The 19907-nt window shown below is 29.4% G+C and carries 17 protein-coding genes and 1 tRNA gene; 7 read left to right on the forward strand and 11 right to left on the reverse strand.

Annotated elements, in window-relative coordinates:
- Positions 1–768: a tRNA1(Val) (adenine(37)-N6)-methyltransferase gene (locus GXK57_RS14595; RefSeq protein ID WP_160677775.1), complete on the reverse strand. Its 768-nt coding sequence runs from the start codon at positions 766–768 to the stop codon at positions 1–3.
- A gap of 354 nt (positions 769–1122) precedes the next feature.
- On the reverse strand, positions 1123–2367 hold the full coding sequence (locus GXK57_RS14600; protein WP_160677777.1) for a C40 family peptidase: 1245 nt from the start codon (positions 2365–2367) through the stop codon (positions 1123–1125).
- Positions 2368–2919: 552 nt separating this feature from the next.
- Here GXK57_RS14600 and GXK57_RS14605 point away from each other — a divergent pair.
- Positions 2920–4257, forward strand: a complete 1338-nt coding sequence (locus GXK57_RS14605) for a peptidoglycan bridge formation glycyltransferase FemA/FemB family protein (protein WP_160677779.1) — start codon at positions 2920–2922, stop codon at positions 4255–4257.
- A gap of 35 nt (positions 4258–4292) precedes the next feature.
- Here GXK57_RS14605 and GXK57_RS14610 read toward each other — a convergent pair whose 3' ends face one another.
- Complete coding sequence (locus GXK57_RS14610; protein ID WP_160677781.1) at positions 4293–5447, reverse strand: metallophosphoesterase; 1155 nt, start codon at positions 5445–5447, stop codon at positions 4293–4295.
- Between the two features lie 96 nt (positions 5448–5543).
- The gene (locus GXK57_RS14615) at positions 5544–5843 is read right to left on the reverse strand and encodes a hypothetical protein (RefSeq protein ID WP_160677783.1); all 300 of its coding nucleotides are present in this window, start codon (positions 5841–5843) and stop codon (positions 5544–5546) included.
- 230 nt (positions 5844–6073) lie between these two features.
- Between GXK57_RS14615 and GXK57_RS14620 the strand changes: the two genes are divergently transcribed.
- A tRNA-Pro gene (locus GXK57_RS14620) sits at positions 6074–6149 on the forward strand.
- A gap of 211 nt (positions 6150–6360) precedes the next feature.
- Here the strand turns inward: GXK57_RS14620 and GXK57_RS14625 are convergent.
- Entirely contained in the window at positions 6361–7737 is a 1377-nt protein-coding gene (locus GXK57_RS14625; RefSeq protein ID WP_160677785.1) for an N-acetylmuramoyl-L-alanine amidase, read from the reverse strand.
- A gap of 66 nt (positions 7738–7803) precedes the next feature.
- The gene (locus tag GXK57_RS26880; protein WP_279285506.1) at positions 7804–7926 is read right to left on the reverse strand and encodes a hypothetical protein; all 123 of its coding nucleotides are present in this window, start codon (positions 7924–7926) and stop codon (positions 7804–7806) included.
- Positions 7927–8389: 463 nt separating this feature from the next.
- Here GXK57_RS26880 and GXK57_RS14630 point away from each other — a divergent pair, with 463 nt between their 5' ends.
- From GXK57_RS14630 to GXK57_RS14645, 4 genes are all read left to right on the forward strand, one after another.
- Entirely contained in the window at positions 8390–9739 is a 1350-nt protein-coding gene (locus tag GXK57_RS14630) for a [Fe-Fe] hydrogenase large subunit C-terminal domain-containing protein (RefSeq protein ID WP_160677787.1), read from the forward strand.
- Positions 9740–9910: 171 nt separating this feature from the next.
- A complete protein-coding gene (locus GXK57_RS14635) occupies positions 9911–10411 on the forward strand; it encodes a phosphatase PAP2 family protein (RefSeq protein ID WP_160677789.1) in 501 nt (166 codons plus the stop codon).
- Between the two features lie 212 nt (positions 10412–10623).
- The gene (locus GXK57_RS14640; protein ID WP_160677791.1) at positions 10624–11271 is read left to right on the forward strand and encodes an HAD family phosphatase; all 648 of its coding nucleotides are present in this window, start codon (positions 10624–10626) and stop codon (positions 11269–11271) included.
- Between the two features lie 291 nt (positions 11272–11562).
- Entirely contained in the window at positions 11563–13020 is a 1458-nt protein-coding gene (locus GXK57_RS14645) for an oligosaccharide flippase family protein (protein WP_160677793.1), read from the forward strand.
- A 141-nt stretch (positions 13021–13161) separates the two neighbouring features.
- Here the strand turns inward: GXK57_RS14645 and GXK57_RS14650 are convergent, their stop codons facing one another.
- From GXK57_RS14650 to GXK57_RS14670, 5 genes are all read right to left on the reverse strand, one after another.
- Positions 13162–14055 (reverse strand): glycosyltransferase family 2 protein, encoded by an 894-nt coding sequence (locus tag GXK57_RS14650; RefSeq protein WP_160677795.1) that lies wholly within the window; start codon positions 14053–14055, stop codon positions 13162–13164.
- A 64-nt stretch (positions 14056–14119) separates the two neighbouring features.
- Positions 14120–15226 (reverse strand): glycosyltransferase family 4 protein, encoded by a 1107-nt coding sequence (locus GXK57_RS14655; RefSeq protein ID WP_160677797.1) that lies wholly within the window; start codon positions 15224–15226, stop codon positions 14120–14122.
- Positions 15227–15256: 30 nt separating this feature from the next.
- Complete coding sequence (locus GXK57_RS14660; protein WP_160677799.1) at positions 15257–17023, reverse strand: hypothetical protein; 1767 nt, start codon at positions 17021–17023, stop codon at positions 15257–15259.
- Positions 17013–17678 carry a hypothetical protein gene (locus GXK57_RS14665; protein ID WP_160677801.1) on the reverse strand — a complete coding sequence of 222 codons (666 nt, stop codon included), beginning with the start codon at positions 17676–17678 and terminating at the stop codon, positions 17013–17015. Before GXK57_RS14665 ends, GXK57_RS14660 begins: the two co-directional genes overlap by 11 nt.
- 481 nt (positions 17679–18159) lie before the next feature.
- Positions 18160–18906 carry a peptidylprolyl isomerase gene (locus GXK57_RS14670; protein WP_160677803.1) on the reverse strand — a complete coding sequence of 249 codons (747 nt, stop codon included), beginning with the start codon at positions 18904–18906 and terminating at the stop codon, positions 18160–18162.
- 266 nt (positions 18907–19172) lie between these two features.
- On the opposite strand from GXK57_RS14670, the gene GXK57_RS14675 reads away from it, so the two are divergent.
- The gene (locus GXK57_RS14675) at positions 19173–19631 is read left to right on the forward strand and encodes a peroxiredoxin (RefSeq protein WP_160677805.1); all 459 of its coding nucleotides are present in this window, start codon (positions 19173–19175) and stop codon (positions 19629–19631) included.
- Positions 19632–19907 lie beyond the last annotated feature (276 nt).

A 19907-nucleotide genomic window follows, 5' to 3' on the forward strand; every position in this document is an offset into this window, starting at 1 on the left:
TTATTGTCTCCTCCCGTAAATCTCTTCAATTTCGTCGCTATAACTGCCATCTTCTTTATAAACGTACAACGGGGCTTCCCACTTCAGAAACCTCCCACCATCTCTTTGCCCTTCAATTAAAACTATATTAGGCTCTCTTTTAGTATTTGGATGTACCATCCTTACTCTTTTTGGCTCTATTCTATGCTTTCTCATTAGATCAAATATATCAACCAATCTTTCAGGCCTATGTACCATAAAGAACCTTCCATTATCTTTCAATAAGACTCTTGCTGCTATTATTACATCTTCTAAAGTACAAAGTATCTCATGTCTTGCAATTGCGTTCTTATCATTAGGATTAACTATCCCAGAATTAGCCAACTTATATGGTGGATTAACGGTAACCACCTCTGCTTTTTCTATACTTTTAAGAAGTTTACCATCAGTAAGGTCTCCACAAATAAAATTCATCCTATCATTTAAGCTATTTACTTCTATACTTCTATCAGCCATCTCAACCATTTCTTGCTGAACTTCTATACCTGTCAACCTTGAAGCTTTAGTTTTACCAGCCAATATAAAGGGAATTATGCCAGTTCCTGTACACATATCTATAACCTTGTTACCTTTCTTTACATTAGCAAAATTAGCTAACAATACAGCATCTATACCAAATCTGAATCCCTCCTTTTTTTGAATTAAATGTATTCCATTCAGTTGAAGATCATCAATACTTTCATCATCTTTTACAAGTTTATTTATTAAATCATCATGTATATCTAACATTAACTTTCCTCTCTTAACATATTCCATTTATTATTAGTATTATATCCATTACTCCATCCCATATCTAAAGGAACTTTATATACTCAATTACACATCATATATTATACATAACAAATATAAATATTTAAATATACTTCAATGTTGTTCTCACATATTATAAATATGTGGCATATAGATATATAGGCAAAATAATATTCTATATACTTTGAGACCAATTAACAGACTTACATTATATGTAGTATAAATAGAATTATAAGTATTCTTTCACCATAGAAATGTAAAAAAATCCGATGAAGTTATATAACTTTCATCGGACTTAATAAGCTTCCTTATTTTACTCTCATTTTTAATTAATTATTTTAATCTTCTTGAAGCTACATAATCATATATAGGCCCAACCTTTACATTTTCACCAGTTCTTGGTGCATGTATCATCTGACCTCCACCTACATATATACCAACATGCTCTGGTCTGGATGCACTACCTCTAGTAAATACTAGATCTCCAGGTTGAAGATCCGAATAAGATACAGATGTACCTACATTTATTTGGTCATATGTTGTTCTTGGAAGGTTAACTCCTAGCTTCCCAAAAACGTAACTTGTAAATCCAGAACAATCGAAGGAGTTTGGACCACCAGCTCCCCATACATAAGGAATGCCTAAGTATTTATATGCCTCAGACAAAACTGAAGAAGATGATGCTGGAACACTTCCGCTTACGCTGCTACCTCTACTAACAAAGGTTTGTGTAGTAGCTGCTGCTTTCTTATTGTCTACAGCCTTCTTAGCCTTCTCTATATAATTTACTATCTTACTATCAACATCTGGGCTAACAACCTTAGTCCTAGCCTGTCTTAACATATCTATTGCATTTTGCAGGTCATTTACAGAACTATCACCATTGTCAATCACTGATGCTGGATACTGTATAAGAGCTACTTCAGAGTTAGCTAAATCCCCTAACACTTTCTTTTGCTGATCTTTTAAGTCAGCTACCAATTTAAGCTGATCGTTTTTCTTAGCATTTAAATCATCTACTTGTTTTTGTGTACTTTCATTAAGCTTAGCCAATTGAGCATTCTTAGTCTCTAACTCATTTACCTTATCATCAAGCTTTTGCTTCTGATCTTTTAAATCACTTATGATTTGTTTATCCAAGCTCATAAGCTTACCTACAGCTTCCATCTTGCTAATAAAGTCACTAAAGTTCTGTGAACTTAAGATTACAGCTATATAACTTTCCTGTCCTCCAGACTTATATATAGCTCTCATTCTATCGCCAAAGACTTGCTCTTTCTGATCAAGATCAGCTCTAGCTTTATCCACTTCCTCTTGAGTTGTTTTAATTTGTTTTTCCACTAGTTTAATTTGCTGATTGTTTTTGTCAATCTGTACCACTAATGGCTGTATTTGGTCATCTAATGCATCTATTTTATCAGTCAAATCACTTATCTTACTTTTTACTTCGGCATACTTATCTCTATTATCTTGTATCTGTTTTTGTTGATCATCCGTAAGTGGCGCCGCATGTGCCTGTACACCAATCCCAAATACCAAACTGAATACGATTAACGTTGATATTACTCTCTTATTCATGCGTACTCTCAGCTTTCATATATCAATGACAAAAGTGTCAAATATGAAAACTGCTCCCCCCCTATCATTGTTTTATACTGAAATTATACCATTAAATAGTTTTACATAACAATATAAATATTTACCAATTTGTTACCTTTTATATTTTATTAACATTTTGTTAATGCTTTTAACTCCCAAAACAGCTATATATATGGACAATTTGTATATTCGGACTAAAATTATAATTTTTAGTTAACACTTATAGTATATTGGTTAATATAATACTTTTTATACATAACTTTTACTGGTCAGCCTTCCATAAAGTACTTTAGTATAATTTAAATAGTTATTGGGAAACTTTTAAAATGAATGTTTATGGATACTTCATATATTAAGTTCATTAATATACTAAATTCCGTATTAATATAATAGACGATACATATAGGCAGAAAATACTCTATTTTCAGTAATATATTAAATTCTTGAAATAGTTAGTCCAATAGTATTAAAATAGTGTTATGCGTAAAATCAAATAACATTTAGTGCGAAAGCATTAAGGAGGAATTTATTTTGTATAAGTTTAAGGAAGTACCCCCTTCTCAGATAAATGAATTTAATTCAGTTCATGAAAAAGGGCATATATTTCAAACCTCTTATTGGGCTAACATAAAGAGAGAATGGACTCCTAAATTCATAGGTGGTTTTGATGAAGATGATAATTTAGTTCTATGTGCAACTATGCTTTTAAGAAAAGCTCCATACATAAATGCCTATATGGGCTATATACCTAGAAGCTTTACTTGCGACTACACTAATAAAAATCTTCTAATAGAGTTTACAGATTTCATAAGAAATTATGCAAAGGAACATAAGATATCCTTTATTACTGTTGACCCCGATATACATCTATCTGAAAATGAAAAACTTATAGATGCTGGTGAGAATATAAAGGACTTTTTAAAAAGTTTAGGTTTTAATAATACAGACTCTAAAAACTTTGAAGCAATTCAGCCAAACTTCGTATTTAGACTTAACCTACCAGAAGGCGAAGATAAAGAACAAATAAAAAAAGATGTTTTCAAATCTTTTTCCAATAAAACTAGATACAACATAAAAGTTGCTGAAGACAGAGGCCTTTCTGTTGAGGTTTATGATAAAGATAATATCTCCGATGAAGTATTATCTAGATTTCATGAAATAATGGTGACAACAGGTAAGAGGGACAACTTTATAGTAAGAAAAAAAGAGTACTTCAAAGATATGATTGAAAATATAAATCCATACTGCAGATTGTACATGGTAAAGTATAGTTATGAAAAAGACTTTTCCACAGTAAATGCTAAATTGGAAAAACAACTTCAAGTCAGAGAAAAGGCAATAATTAAAATAGATGACTTAAGAATAAAACTTTCAGAAGAGAAAGATGAAGATAAATTAGCTAGACTACAGAAAAAAATAGATGATCAAGATAGTAAACTAAAAGAATCAGAAAGACAAATTGAAGGCTTTAAGAACAGACTTAAAGATATAGAGCCCTTCAAAGGACAAGAAATGTACTTATCCGGTTCTATTTACCTATACTATGGTGGCAAGGCTTGGTATCTTTATGGCGCATCTGAAAATCTACTAAGAGATACTATGCCAAACTTTGCTATGCAATGGGCGATGATAACTGATAGTATTGATCTAGGTTGCTACCTATACGACTTTAGAGGGGTTTCTGGAGATCTTAACCCTGAGAATCCTCTATACGGTCTATATAAATTCAAAAAAGGTTTCAATGGCAATTTTGTTGAATTTATAGGAGAGTTTGATCTTGTTATAAACAGTTTTGTATACAATATGTATAAAAAAGCTTTCCCAAAATTTAAAGAGATCCGCAATAAGATAATGAATGGAAAGCAATAAAAAATGTAAGTCACTGATTTAGTGACTTACATTTTTTATTTATTAAGTTTTATCCTAATATTTACTATCTCGCTTCTACTACCAAGTCTTATTGGAGGCCCCCAGGTTCCATATCCTGACGAAACCACTACATTCATGTCATTCTTTTTTAGATAACCGTAATCAACTTCAAATATCCTGCTTGTTATTAAATTATTAGGAAAAAACTGTCCCTTATGAGTATGACCAGATACCTGCAGATCTATATTATTCTTTACTCCATCTTCTAAAGCTGAAGGTGTATGGTCTATCAATAAAATAACTTTACTCTTATCTACATCAGTCAATATATCTTCCAGAGATTTTCTTTTTTTGTTAGTTCTATTAATAGATACATCATCTCTACCCACTACATAAAACTTATCACTAATAGCTTTTACGTCATCTCTTAATACTGTAACTCCATACTTACTTAATTCTTCTGTGATGATATCATCATCGCCTCTCATGATATCATGATTTCCTAAAGCAGCATATGTTCCATAAGTTGATTTTAAGTTTTTAAACTCTTCCGCCATACTACCTTTTAAAAAAGGTTTTACCTCTGTATCTACTATATCACCAGCAAATAAAATAATATCTGGCTTTAGTATATTTATCTCCTGAACCATAGTTTTTGCCCTTTTACCATCAATAAGGTTACCTAGATGTATATCAGATACCATAACAACATTCAGTTCATCCAATCCATTAATCTTTTTATCTACATTTATATCGTAGGATTTAACATATGAGTGTCTCCCATTCCAAGTTCCATATACAACTATAAAAACTATAGCAATTGCAACTAATAAAGAAACTAAAGATACTACATTATATCGGCCTATAAATGTAGGAATAAAATTATACCTTCTATTTATAAAGGCTATCAAATCTATCACAGGAAATAAGATAATTAAATAAAATAATATTGCTAACCAATAAACACCTATGAGATTAAAAACATCAAAAATTTTCCCAGATATATAATTTCCTAAAATCATAGTAATGATATAAGCAATTGCTATAAGCCAAAATATGCTCCAATAAAAAACACTGTTTATTGTGAAGCTATTAGCCAATCCTTTAAATATTCTAGTACCTATATAGTAGTTTCCTAGAGCATAAACTCCAATCACCGATATTATAGCTATCACAACTTTATAGTTCAAAAACTCACCTCCTAATTCTACATATTAGAAAAACATATAGTATGTTAGCATAAAAATTGAAAATAGAGCTATCTTTTAAGATAACTCCATAAAATGCTACTTTACAAATTGTCTACTAACTTTAGCCTGTATAACTGAAGAGCCAAGCATTATTATCAAAAACAATCCTATCCAAACCTTAGTAAGTGAAGGAAAGAAGTAGTCAAGCAATCCAATGAATACTCCAATTATACCTAGTACTAAGTTAAACTTTCCATTAAAAGCTATATAACCATTCATATCCTTAGCATTGCTTCTTTCAACGTTCTTTCTCAATCCCTTACTAAAAAGTACAAGTAGCCCAAAAATTATGTATATTATGCTTGCTACCTCTATTATTATTGTGGTAAGCTTCATAAACATTCCCTCCATCAAATAATTATATGATAATATATTATAACTCATTGTATAAAAAATTTATATCTGATTTTTAACACTTTTAAAAATTCACTTAAGTCACCATATTAGTAATATCTCTAAATAATAACTTTTATAATTCTATTATAAGAAAATCTGACAAGTTGAATATTTTTTATCATTATATATTGACAAGTCAAAAAAAGTATCTTATAATTACTAATGTACTGCGGGGTGTGGCGCAGATGGGAGCGCGCGTGGTTTGGGACCATGAGGTCGCAGGTTCAATCCCTGTCACCCCGACCAAAAAGGAATTGTATTTATACAATTCCTTTTTTTATTTCTATAAAATTATAAACCCCTTATGTTTTCGTGGCCTAATAACTATAAATATTTAGCATAATGTTTTATGTTATATATCAATAAAATAAACCATACTAAAATGCATTCTTTTTATTTTCTGTAGAAGATCAGATGCCTAAAAAATCAATAAAATAAGGTCCCTTCAGCTACTTTCTTACCTTGCTCTTGTATTAATGATATTCAATATATCATCAATTACTTCTCCATACTGCTTTACCTTGTCCATAAGTTCTCCATTCTCCTTTAATAATCTCTGATTCTCACTATCTTTATAGTTTATCATCTTATCTAAATCATCAATAACAGATGAAAATTCTTGATATTTAGTTTTTAAATTGTCTATCTCTTCTGAAAATGTAAGTAACTTATCTTTTACAGACTTTATAGTTTCCTTTTCTTCTGATTTTTCTTGTATAATACTATCTTCATAAATATTACTCTCTTCAAATTTATCAACTACAGTAACTGCTTCTATATCATTTATAAGCTTCAATAACTTTAAACCATAATCCTGAGAAGCAGACCAGTTACCTGATAGCTCTTCAACATACTTAACTTTTCCATTTAAATATGCAAAGTGTCTTGGATCTGTAGTATCTTTAATTGGGTACCCATCAGCACCAGCATATAAAGCTAAATGATCAAGATGTGCTGATACTCCATCTTTCCAGCTTTTGAATCTTACATATGAATCTACTGAATCATCTCTAGCGCTTGTACTTTTTATTCCAGCAGGATTCTTGAAACTCTCATCTATACTACCTCCAAACTTACCGTATCCAGTCTCCAAAGCAGCTTGAGCATAAGCTATAGTAGGATTAATATTTCCATGTGCTGAATACATGGACCAATACAAATCAGCTAGAGATATAAATAATTGTGTACCTCCATTATTTTTAGCCCACTGCTTGCCCTGATCTTTGGACGCCAGTGAAGGTGATATTAAGGAAGTAAGCTTACTTTGGTCATCAGAAAGGGAAACATCCTCCTTATAAGGCATCCCTATATAGTCTAAAAATCCTTTTGAAATTGAAAGAGCAACTTTATCTTTAAAGCTATCCTCTCTCAATAACCTCTCTTCATTAACGTTGCTTATGAAACAGGTCTCAATTAATATGGCAGGCATATTAGTTTCTCTAAGCACTGCAAAGTTAGCAAACTTCACACCTCTACTACTTAAATTAATTTCATTAACTATACTATTCAAAATCTTTTGTGCTAGTTTCTCGCCCTCTCCTCCTTTTACCAAGGAATACACTTCAGTTCCATTTGCTGTTTGTATATCTGCACTATTAATGTGTATACTAATAAAATACTTACTATTAGCATCATTAGCAATTTTAGCCCTTTCAGAAAGTCCTATATAACTATCATCAGCTCTTGTTTGCTGTACGGTTATACCTTGCTTCTTAAGTATCTCCTCACATTTCTTAGCAATATAAAGGTTACATTCTTTTTCTTGAAGTCCAGTTGGACCTATTGCGCCAGGGTCTCTTCCCCCATGTCCAGCGTCAAGTACCAAATCTATCATACCAAAATTCATCTCCATATAATGTTTAATCATTATATGTATATTGCAATAATATTATATTATTAATTAATTTTTATTTTTTCTTGCTATCTGACTATAATACTCTTCTTCTTTAGATGCTGCTTTACACAACGCTAGGCATAAGGCGCATATAAATCCACAAAAAAACAATCCAGCTATATAGTACATAAATACCACCTTTTTTCTATATACAATAAAATTTTATATATTTTTCCCCAACAATACCTGCAGCATTCATATTTGTTTAATTATTTTTTTATTCTTTAGTAAATTATATTTTATATAATGCTATGCATAACTATGTGTATATGTCTTAAATTTATATTGGAGAAAGAATAAAAAAGAGAAATCGTGTCGCCTGCCAAGCTTTCTTCATATTCATTTGGAAAGGCAGATGCACAAAAATTCAATAAAAAAGGTCGCTTTAGCGACTTTTTTTTATAATACTATAATTAATAAATGAATTAGTTTCCATGTAATAGAAGATACTATACTTATCTTTATGTACATATACCTTTCTTATAATTCAACTTTATGTTTTTAAACTACAGTAATACTCAAATTACTATAGACTTGAAAACTATTAAGGCGTAGAAGAAATAGATTTTTTATTCTAAATTAGGAGGTTTGCATGAAAAAGGAATATGAAGATTTGTTTAAAAAAATTGTAAAATCATATTATGAAGGTGACTTTGACAAAGTCATTAACGAAATAATTAATGATCCTAGTTTTAACAAAGATGAAGCTAGGAATGTAGTTTCCTCCCTATGCGGAGTGGATGTATACAAAGACGATAACTATATCTATAATCTAAAAAAAGCTATAACTGATTACAAAGTAAAAGAAAAGATTGTTGAAAAGTTAGATACCTGCTCAGATGATTGCAAAACTGATGCTAATGGACTTTCCAGATGCCAGAAAGCCTGTCCGTTCAATGCTATAAAAAAAGATAAAAATTTTGGTGGTACATATATAGATGATACACTATGTGTTGATTGCGGCTTATGCATAGATGCATGCGAAAGTGGTAACTTTATAGATAGAATAGAGTTCTTACCAATTATGGAGCTTCTAAAAAACAATGAAAAAGTTGTTGCTGCAGTTGCCCCTGCTATATCTGGTCAGTTTGGAGATGACGTCACACTAGATCAATTACGTTCGGCTTTTATAAAGCTAGGCTTTGCAGATATGGTTGAAGTAGCCTTTGCGGCAGATATGTTGACTATAAAAGAGGCTGTTGAGTTTGATAAGCATGTTAATAAAGAAGGAGACTTCCTAATAACCTCTTGTTGCTGCCCAATGTGGGTAGGTATGCTGAAAAAAGTTTATGATAATCTAGTTGAAGATGTTTCACCTTCTGTTTCTCCTATGATCGCCGCTGGGCGAATGGTAAAAGCACTAAATCCTGATGCTAAGGTAGTCTTTGTTGGACCTTGTATAGCTAAAAAAGCAGAAGCACGAGAAAAAGATATAGACTCAGCAATCGATTATGTTCTAACCTTTGAGGAATTGAAAGGAATATTTGATGTATTAGAAATTGATCCAATTAAACTCCATGGTGTTCCTTCAATTGAGTATGCATCAAGAGGCGGAAGACTATATGCAAGAACTGGTGGTGTCTCTATTGCTGTTTCTGAAGCAATAGAAGAACTCTTTCCTGAAAAGCACTCTATTTTTAAAGCAGTTCAGGCAAATGGTGTAAAAGAATGTAAAGCAATTCTTGAAAAAGCTCAAGCTGGCGAAATAGATGCAAACTTTATAGAGGGTATGGGATGCATTGGAGGATGTGTAGGTGGACCAAAAGCATTGGTCCCAAGAGAATATGGTAAAGAAGTAGTTGATAGAGTTGCATATGATTCTCCAATAAAAATTTCTACCCACAGTGATATAATGAACGAGGTTTTATCTGAGCTTGGTATAAACTCGCTAAAAGACTTTCAAGATGAACATAAGGTAGCTATATTTGAGAGAAAATTTTAACAAAATAAATATTTTCTTAAACCACTATCAATTTGGATGAAATCCGATATTATGATAGTGGTATTTTTATATAAATATTATAGAGAAATTTTTATAGTTTTTACATTTACTAATAATATTTTAATATTCGTATGCTATCATTATAAATATTACTTGAGAGGTGTTGATATAATGCTTGAAAAAGTTCTTGCTCATGATGAACTTATTCTTATTAAAATAAATAAAGGGCTTAGATGCAGCCTTCTTAACTTTCTTATGCCTAAGGCAACATATCTAGGTTCAATTCAATTTTGTATATGTATATCTGTAATATCGATCTTTGTTGTAAAGTCGCCTCTAAAGATAATTCTACCACTTATAGTTAGTGCACTTATATGTAACTTAATAAAATTTATAGTTGGAAGAACAAGACCTTTCTTAGTTATTAAAGATTTATATATAAATAAAATAGGCATTGATAAATATTCATTTCCTTCTGGACACACTACAGCTGCATTTTCGCTAGCTACATCTTTTTGTTTTCTAATTCCACACCTTGCTATATTATTTGTACTATTAGCCTTAATAGTAGCATTCTCCAGGTTATATCTTGGAGTACATTATGTTACAGATGTATCTATCGGTATGATTATAGGTGTATTAATCAATTTTCTCATAAATATAAATATGTAAATTTTACATTGCTATATCTATTAATATAAACTAAAATTATTTTATATAGATATAGCATTTCTGTTATGGATATTCTAGTATAAAAAATATCAGATAGCTTAATAAACTTACATTAGTAGAACTATCAGCTTATTTGTACAAGTTAGAACTTAGATATTCATATCATTATATAATTACTCCTAATACTAAAATTTAATGAGGTGATTTTGCTAATGCTACAAAACATAAAGGCAGCAATATTTGACTTAGATGGAACCTTAATAGATTCTTTGTGGATATGGGACAAAATAGATACTGATTACCTAATAAATAAAGGGTTAACTAAACCTGATAATCTTAAAGAAGAAATCGGACATCTTAGCTTTGAACAAACAGCTTTATATTTCAAAAACAAGTTTAATATTTCAGATAATATAGAGGAAATAATGAATGAATGGCATTCAATGGCTGTAGCACACTATCGCGAAGATGTAAAGTTAAAACCTGGGGCTAAAGATTTTTTGTTAAGATTAAAAGCTTTAAACATAAAGATAGGTCTAGCTACTTCTAATTCTCAGGAGCTATTAAGAGCAGCCTTAGAAGCTAATGGTGTATATGAAATATTTGATTCTATTACAACTACCGATGAAGTATCTAGAGGAAAAAACTTTCCAGATGTATATCTTTTAGCTGCTGACAAATTAGGTGTTACCCCTAATGAGTGTGTAGTTTTCGAAGATATTCTTGTTGCTGTTAAAGGTGCAAAGGCAGCTGGCATGAAGGTAGTAGGCGTTTATGATGAATCTTCTAAAGATGATGTAGAACAGGTCAAATCAATTGCAAACAGATACATAGAAAGCTATGTAGATATAGTAATATAATCCTATTCAATTAATTATTTTCTATTATAGAGAAAATAAAGACTCTGTATACAGTGTAAATACACTTATTTATGCAGAGTCTTTATTTTTTTACTATGCGGAAAAATATAATTTTTAAGCTTTGTTTAATTTCAAAACGATACCTTAGCAAAGCCATGACTCTATGTATGTCATTGTAATATTTGCAACTTTTAGCGGGTATAAATATATAAAATATGGAAAAATTAACATTATAGGGTTGTTCTTCACAGATATCTCATCAATACTACTCTTATAAAGAAAGGTACGATAATGGCTTCAAAAAATTCTATAACTAAAAATATATTTTATAAATCGCTATTAACAATTTTCAATATGATTATACCGCTCATAATCGGGCCTTATGCATCTAGGATAATAGGGCCAACTTATATGGGCAGGGTTTATTTTAGTGAATCTATATACACATACTTTCTTATATTTGCAACATTTGGAATCTATAATTATGGACTTAGGGAAATTAGCAGGATAAGAGATGATAAGGAAAAGTCAAGCAAACTTTTTACCAGCTTATTCGTTATAGGTATGCTTTCTAATTTGCTTGTAATCATAGCATACTTGATATTTGTGTTTATAAAGTTTTCAAGTCAACCACAATTTTTAGTACTTCTCATATATGGCTTTACTCTTTTTAGCAATGTGTTTTATGTTGAGTGGATGTGTGAAGCAACTGAAAGTTATCGCTTTATTACTATTAAGACAATGATAATTAGAAGTATCTATGTTATATTTCTACTTATCTTAGTAAGAAACCCAACTGATTATATAAAATATGCTGCATTAAATTCATTACTTACTTTTATAAATTATTTAGCTAGTTTTTTATATATAAAAAGGGCAATATCATTTAATTTTTCAGAATTAGATTTAAAAAAACATTTAAAACCGTTATTCATAATTGTTATAATGTCAAACGCTAGTATACTGTTTACTCAACTAGATAAGATATTGTTAGGCTCCTATGTTGGAGAAACATCCGTAGGCTATTATAATACAAGTCAAATGCTTGGAAGCATGATCAATTATCTCCTACTTTCAATTGTATTAGTATCTATACCTCGTTTATCTAATGTGCTAGCTTCTCAAGGTAGAGACGCTTATGAATATCTACTAAACAAGATAGCAAGAACTTATCTTCTACTACTTCTTCCAGCTTCAATTGGTGCACTTGTTTTATCAAAAGAGATAATACTCTTGCTTTTTGGTATAAAATTTGCTCAATCTATACCTGTCCTTCAAGTTTTTAGTATATATATGATCGCTACAGGTTTAGACTACCTATTAGTTAATAGCATCTTTTATGTTCATAGAAGAGAAAAGTTAGCAATGTTATTGGTTACCTTACTTGGTTTATTAAACTTCATATTAAAAATAATACTAATAAAGATCAATTTATTGGATCATGTATCCGCTATCTTTACCACAACGATTTCGACATGGATACTGGTTATTGCCGAATATACCGTCATAAAATTAAAGTTAAAAGTTAAAGTTTCTCTTTTAACTTTTGATAAGTTTAAGTATCTAGTTATATCCCTTTTATTTATTCCAATAACTCTTATTATTAAGCTATACCTTCATAAGTTTATACTTATAATATTAGCCTCTATTATTATAAATTCCACTTTATATGCAGTAATATTATTGCTTACAAAGGATGAAGTAGTTTTAGATATCTTAATTAAACTTAAGTTAATAAAACATAATTAAAGCTTTGAAGATTTATCTAATTAGCTTCAACAGATTGCTTAATAGCTCCTTACAGTAAAAAAATAAATTTACAGCTATAACACAGTCTCTAATATATAATTAGCGACTGTGTTATAGCTGTATCATAATATATAGCACCATCTAACTATCCTTAATATATAGCATTCTACCTAATATACTAGAAACAATCCAATACCTTCTATCAATTAAGTCATCTTTTAACTTGGCTATAGAAATTCCTTTATGTAATCCAAATCTGAAATAGTTAGCTTTGTATCTTATAATATTTTTCTTAGGTAAATTATAAGATGAAAGTAAGTTATATGCATGGCAAGTTCCATTTAGATTCTTTAACCTAACTTTAAATGAGTTTTGAGTTAATCCATCCTCTCTGTATTTACATATATATATAGCTTCATCAAACCACCTCATAATATATCCATCGTCAGACATCTTGAACCATATAACCGCCTCTGTCATAAAATTTTCGTTTTCGAATATAGGAAATTTATATTTTCTTAATAGTTCAGTTCTAAACACCTCAGCTTTATCAGCTTTATTCTTTAGTAAAAGAGAAAACTCTGTAAAGCTAGCATCTATGTATTCATTTTTTAGCTTTTTTACAACTTTATTATTATCTTTATCTAGTATAGCTCTATTAGAGCCTACTCCAGCATATAACTGCTTCTTATCATCCGGTATAGACTTCCAATAAGTTAATATATATTCTACTGCATCATAGGTAAGCATATCATCAGAATCAACTATAAAGAACAATTCACCTATAGCTAATTCTGAGCCATTATTTATGGCCACATGTTTTCCTCCATTTTTGACTTTAGTATACCTTATACCAACTTTATTTTCTCTAATAAATGAGTTAACAATTTCTTCTGTATTATCACTAGATCCATCATCATATATCAACCACTCAAAGTTATCATTAGTTTGTCTAGTCAAAGTTTCATAAAGCTCTCCTAGTAAATTGCCTCTATTATAAGTTGGCGTAAATATTGTTACAAAGTTTTCTTTCATTTTAACTACCTCATACCTAATAATATATCTGTTCAGAAAGCTGACACATTAACACATATCTTTCTTAAATGAATCTTGAATATATAACCTCTAGTTTCTCTACATAATTATTTATATCGTAGTTGTCTTTTAGACAATTATATGCATTCTCAGCAAGTTGTTTTTTCTTCTCGGTATCATTTAATAAGGATATCATTGCTTCTCTGAGTTCATTTTCATTTCTGCTATTTAATATTAGGCCATTATAGCCGCTATCTATTAATTTTACTACTCCAGCTACTGCAGTAGAAATAACCGCCTTTCTCATAGCCATAGCCTCAAGCATAGCTATAGGTAGCCCTTCTCTTAAGGATGGAAGTATAAAGCAATCGAAAAGTTCCATATAGTCATAAGTATTTTTTTGGTACCCAGTAAAAATTACACTTTCTTCTACTTTTAAAGCTTTGACTAATTCTTCTAATTTAACTCTTTCAGTTCCATCTCCTACAATAAGTAATTTAACATTAGAATTCTCCCTTGCTATATTAGAGAAACTCTTAATGAGTAGATCAACTCCTTTAATCTCTATTAATCTTCCTAAGTATCCAAATATAAAGTCTTTTTCCGATATTTTAAGCATCTCTCTTAATTTATTTGTATCTCCGAGATTTATTTCATTAAACTCATTAAAGTTAAAAGCATTATCTAAATAAGTTATTTTTTCTTTATTTACCTTATCATTATTCTCTAGATAATATTTCTTTACAAGCTCTGAACATGCAATTGACAGTGAGTACTTTCGTCTAAAATGCTTATCTATAGCTGACATTAGCTTATTATCTTTCATCCAAGTATAATTTACATGAATATGCGATATAACCGGTATATTTAGAGATCCGCAAGCTATTTGAGAAGCTATAGAAGCTTTTACATCATGGGCGTGAACTAAGTTTATATTTTCTTCTTTTAATATGTTCTTTATCTTAATAATTTCAATAGGGCTAATTCTATTTACATCTGCTAAATAAACCTTTAGACCTCTCTCTTCATAATATTGCTTTAATTCTTCTCCTGAACAAACTACTATAGCTGAAAACTTACTACTCAAATTTGTACATATATCTGAAACGACCTTTTCTGCGCCACTTAACCTATCAGTAGCAACAACATGAAGTATTCTTGAATCTTTCATAATGCCTCCAATTAATTATATATAATGCCTCTACATATAACTTTTAAATCTATCAATAAATTTAAATCTTACATTCTTAAACACTTCAAATATCCCCAAACTTATGACCATATATTGATATGGAAATATCTGTAGCTGTATTCTTAAGAACCATCCACCATATTGGATAGTATATATAGTTATCAACGATACAAACATTATCACAACAATTACTGAAATATCCTTAACTCTTCTAAATAAACTAAAGAAACCTAATATCATAAATGGAAATGTAATTATAAGAAATAAGGTATCTGGATATAGCATCCTAAGTATAACCGCTTTTGGAGAAGTATATATGGTCCCCCCTATATTCACTATAAAATCTAAGTTTACACTACTTAGCACCAATCCCTTTATATATCCCAGTAAACCTACTCTTTTAATATACGGATACATAAAATCAAACATACTCACTCTATAGAACCTACTAGCTAATATAATAAATATAAAAGCCAATGATACTAAACATAAAGCCGTAAACACACTGCTTATGGACCTTTTTCGTCCATACTGTACAGTTTTATATAATGCAAGTAATATTGCTATAATCATAAAGACAAATATCCTTAATGAACATAATGCTATGGATATAACTATTATTCTTACTAACTTCTTAATTGTATATTTGTCATTTTCAATTATTATTTCCTTAAGAAGCAGACATATTAATAACGATAATAATACATCTCTAAGTGCAATTGAACTAAAAAGTGAAAAGGTAAGAAGTATAGCCATCATATACGAGGTCATTATTGCAACTTTGTGCTCTCTTAATAATTTATAGGAAAACTCATACATTATAAATATGAATACTAATCCGATTAGTAAATTAACCACCTTAGCACTTATTAAAATATCTCCATTATTTAGTACCTTTAGTAAACCTAAGAACAGATTATAACCAAATTGCCTGTTACCATTTGTAAGCTCCAATATCCTCAGGTGAGAGAGGTTTAGTATTCTTTGATATAAATAATCTGCTGTAGAATAATAAAACAGCTCATCTGGCTGTGTGTAGTTATATAACGTCCTATATTTAATGTAATTAATCAAATTAAACCCAATTATTGCTACAAGTTTAAAAATTATTGATACCTTCAATAATAGTAAAAGTTGTTGTTTTTTATCTATATTTCTTTTTATTATATTTGCTATAATTCCAATAGATATTAAAATCGCTGTTAATACAACACTAACCTTAATCATCGATGATATGAAATATAATAATGATAATATTATATTTAGGTACTTTTCTTTAATAGCCATATATCTAGTATTCCTTATCACATTCTCAAAAAAGCTTACGGCAAATATAAAAATAATTCCCATAATTAAATTAAATACAATATTTTTTATCTTGATGTTAGTCATATCTTCATTTATAAAATTATTATTCGATATAAAGAAAGCTCCCTGCTTCATCAAATCATTCCTATACTCTTCATATATAGTATTTAGGTTTTTATATTCATTATTTTTACTCTTAACTTCCATCCTATATATATATTCCTTAGAGTTCTCTGGCGAAATCAATATATTCTTATACTTACTATGAAACTCATTATTATAAGAGTTAATAACTCTTATATTGTTATTATTTAATGGTTCAATCTTATTCTGCGCTGAATCCAAAAAGTAAATTCTAACATTAATATACTTTACATATGTAGTATTTATATAACCACAAATCACCGATAAGAATATTATTAACAAGATAAAGTAATGCTTCTTATCTAATACCAATCTACCTCTCACTATTCTTTCTCTCCTCTTCCTCTATAATCAGCTTAACTGCTGATTTTAACTCATTATATTGTCTAGAATTCTTTCTAATTAGAAGTTTAACGGTATCACTCTTATTTAAATTACTTACCTTATTGGGTATCTCTGTTAAATACCTTTGTTTCATATAATTGTTCAGCTCACTTCTAAAAACCACTGCATTTATATTCTTATCTGCTATTGCCTTATCCAGCAAGTCATCTGCTGTAATTAATTTTTTATAGTCCCCTTCATTAATAAGATAATCTTTAACTTCGTTAGAAACTAATGTAATACGCTGAGTTCTATTGGTATTAAGAAAATCAACATATCTTTCATCGTTGATTATTACTATGTTGTCTTCCTTATTGGTCAATTCCTCAAACTCTTCTTTTTTATATTTATATTTAATTAATGCTTCATGGGCCAATATCAAATCTGCATCAGTAGCGCTTCCAACATAATTCAATGTAATAGTACTGTTGTATTTACTTTCAAAAATAGAAGGCAATTTATATAATACCGGATCAATTGAACTGTAAGTCTTTACATTTATAACTATTGATTGCTCATTAGCCACTGGTCTATAAATAATGCATATCAATAATATAACGGTAGATATTACAAGTATCATTATATTTTTTTTCATCACTTAGCTACTCCTTACTTATACTTAGTTTAAATATATACTTTTATACAAATTTCCATGATAATCTATTTATATAGTTAAACTATATGATTTATTCAAATTTGCCGCCTATACTGATATTAATATTAAAAAAACTTTATTATTACACACTCACTAATTGTAAAACATTTTACAGTTAATATACTTTCAAAAAAATGCTACACTTTAATTCTTAATCATAATTAAACTTTTAATTCACATTAATATTAATTTTGTAATTTATTAATATATGTATTCAACTTCAACTATAAATTTATGCATGCCCTGCCACCTTCAAAAACCAGAACCATCTAATCCACAGAAACCTGGATTATATAATATGTACAAGTTAAGTCTTCATAAAACATAGATATATTTTAATATCAAAAAAATAAAAGGTGGATAAAATGATTTAAAATATCATTTTATCCACCTTTTAATTGCTATCATTAATATAAGCTATCTACTTTCTTTCAACACCGTACTTTGCAGTTAATTCTTGCACAAAATCAAGATACTTTCTTTCTTGTCTTTCTTGAATTAATTGTTGTACGACTTGACTTTTAACTTCATCAAAAGACTTAACATTTGAAGGATTCTTAGCATCTACTTTTATTAAATGATATCCAAATTGAGTCTTAACAGGTTCACTTACTTCACCTACTGGCAAAACAAATGCTGCTTCTTCAAATTCTGGTACCATCATTCCTTTTGAGAATGATCCTAAATTTCCACCTTGTTCGCTTGAAGGACAAGTTGAGTATTCAGCAGCTGATTCCTCAAATGATTTTTTACCTGATACTATTTCTGCTCTTATTTCATTAAGTTTTTCTTCTGAGTCTAAAAGTATATGTTTAGCTGAAATAGTCTCTGGTTCCATAAATGCTTCTTTATTAGCTTCATAGTATTTAATAGCTTCTTCATCAGTTATTGTAACTTCTGAAAGTATCTTATTTATAATTGTTTGAGTTAATATATCCTTTTTTGCTTTCTCAATCTGAGCTAAAAATTCTTGAGATTGATCAAATCCATTATCCTTACCGAACTTATATAATAATTCAAAGCTTATAACTTGCTCAAGTAATTGCTTTCTGCCCATTTCACTAGCAAAAACGCCTCTTCTATCTTCAGGATATCTTTCTATAACCTCCATCAAATCTCTTTCAGTTATTTCGTTTCCACCAACTACGGCTAACACTTTATTGTCCATAAATAGTCTCCTTTTTATATAAAAGTTTTAATCTTATTTATCATATCACAAATAGCATAATATTCATATTTTTACTCTTCATAAACTTATATTTTGTAGATAAACAGCTTTATTTCAATATAATTATAAACACTAGTAATCTATTACCATATTAATTTTACGACCTACTAAAACAATAAATATAAATTTAACAAAAAATATTATTGATATCTAATAATAACTATTATATAATAATAACCAAATAATAGTAGGAGGTAATACTATATATGAAAATAAATAGTTTAGCGCCAGATTTTTCTCTTTCAGGCTCTGATGGTAATATACATAAATTAAGTGATTACAAAGGTAAGAAGATAGTACTTTATTTCTATCCTAAGGATAATACTCCTGGTTGTAGCAATGAAGCCTGTGATTTTAGAGATCACTATAATGAAATTGGTGATTATAATGCAATAGTATTAGGAGTTTCTAGAGATTCTTTATCTTCACATGAAAAGTTTATAAATAAACTAGGATTACCATTTATACTGTTAAGCGATTCAAGTGAAGAAGTATGTAAAATCTATGATGTAATAAAAGAAAAGAATATGTATGGAAAAAAGGTACTGGGCATAGAAAGAAGTACTTTCATAATAGATGAAAATGGTGTTCTGGTTAAAGAATTTAGAAAAGTTAAAGTCAAAGAACATATATCAGAAGTTTTAGAAGTATTAAAAAGTATATAACTTTATTACTCTTTGCCTGTACATTATTTAGGATGATATTAAATCATCATATTGAAATAAAACTGATGTTAAAGTCTCAATTAAATTTCAATAAATAAAAAAGATCACTGAAACACTTTTTCAGTGATTTTTTTGTCTATTGAAGTTACCAGGTTTACTAATAAAAAGACTGTATACTTTCTTAGAAAATAAAAAAGCATAGTACATATGTACTATGCTTTTGGTGGCCAGACCAGGAATCGAACCAGGGACACGAGGATTTTCAGTCCTCTGCTC

It is taken from the genome of Clostridium sp. C8-1-8 (assembly GCF_009928445.1).
Lineage (GTDB): Bacteria > Bacillota > Clostridia > Clostridiales > Clostridiaceae > Clostridium_AR.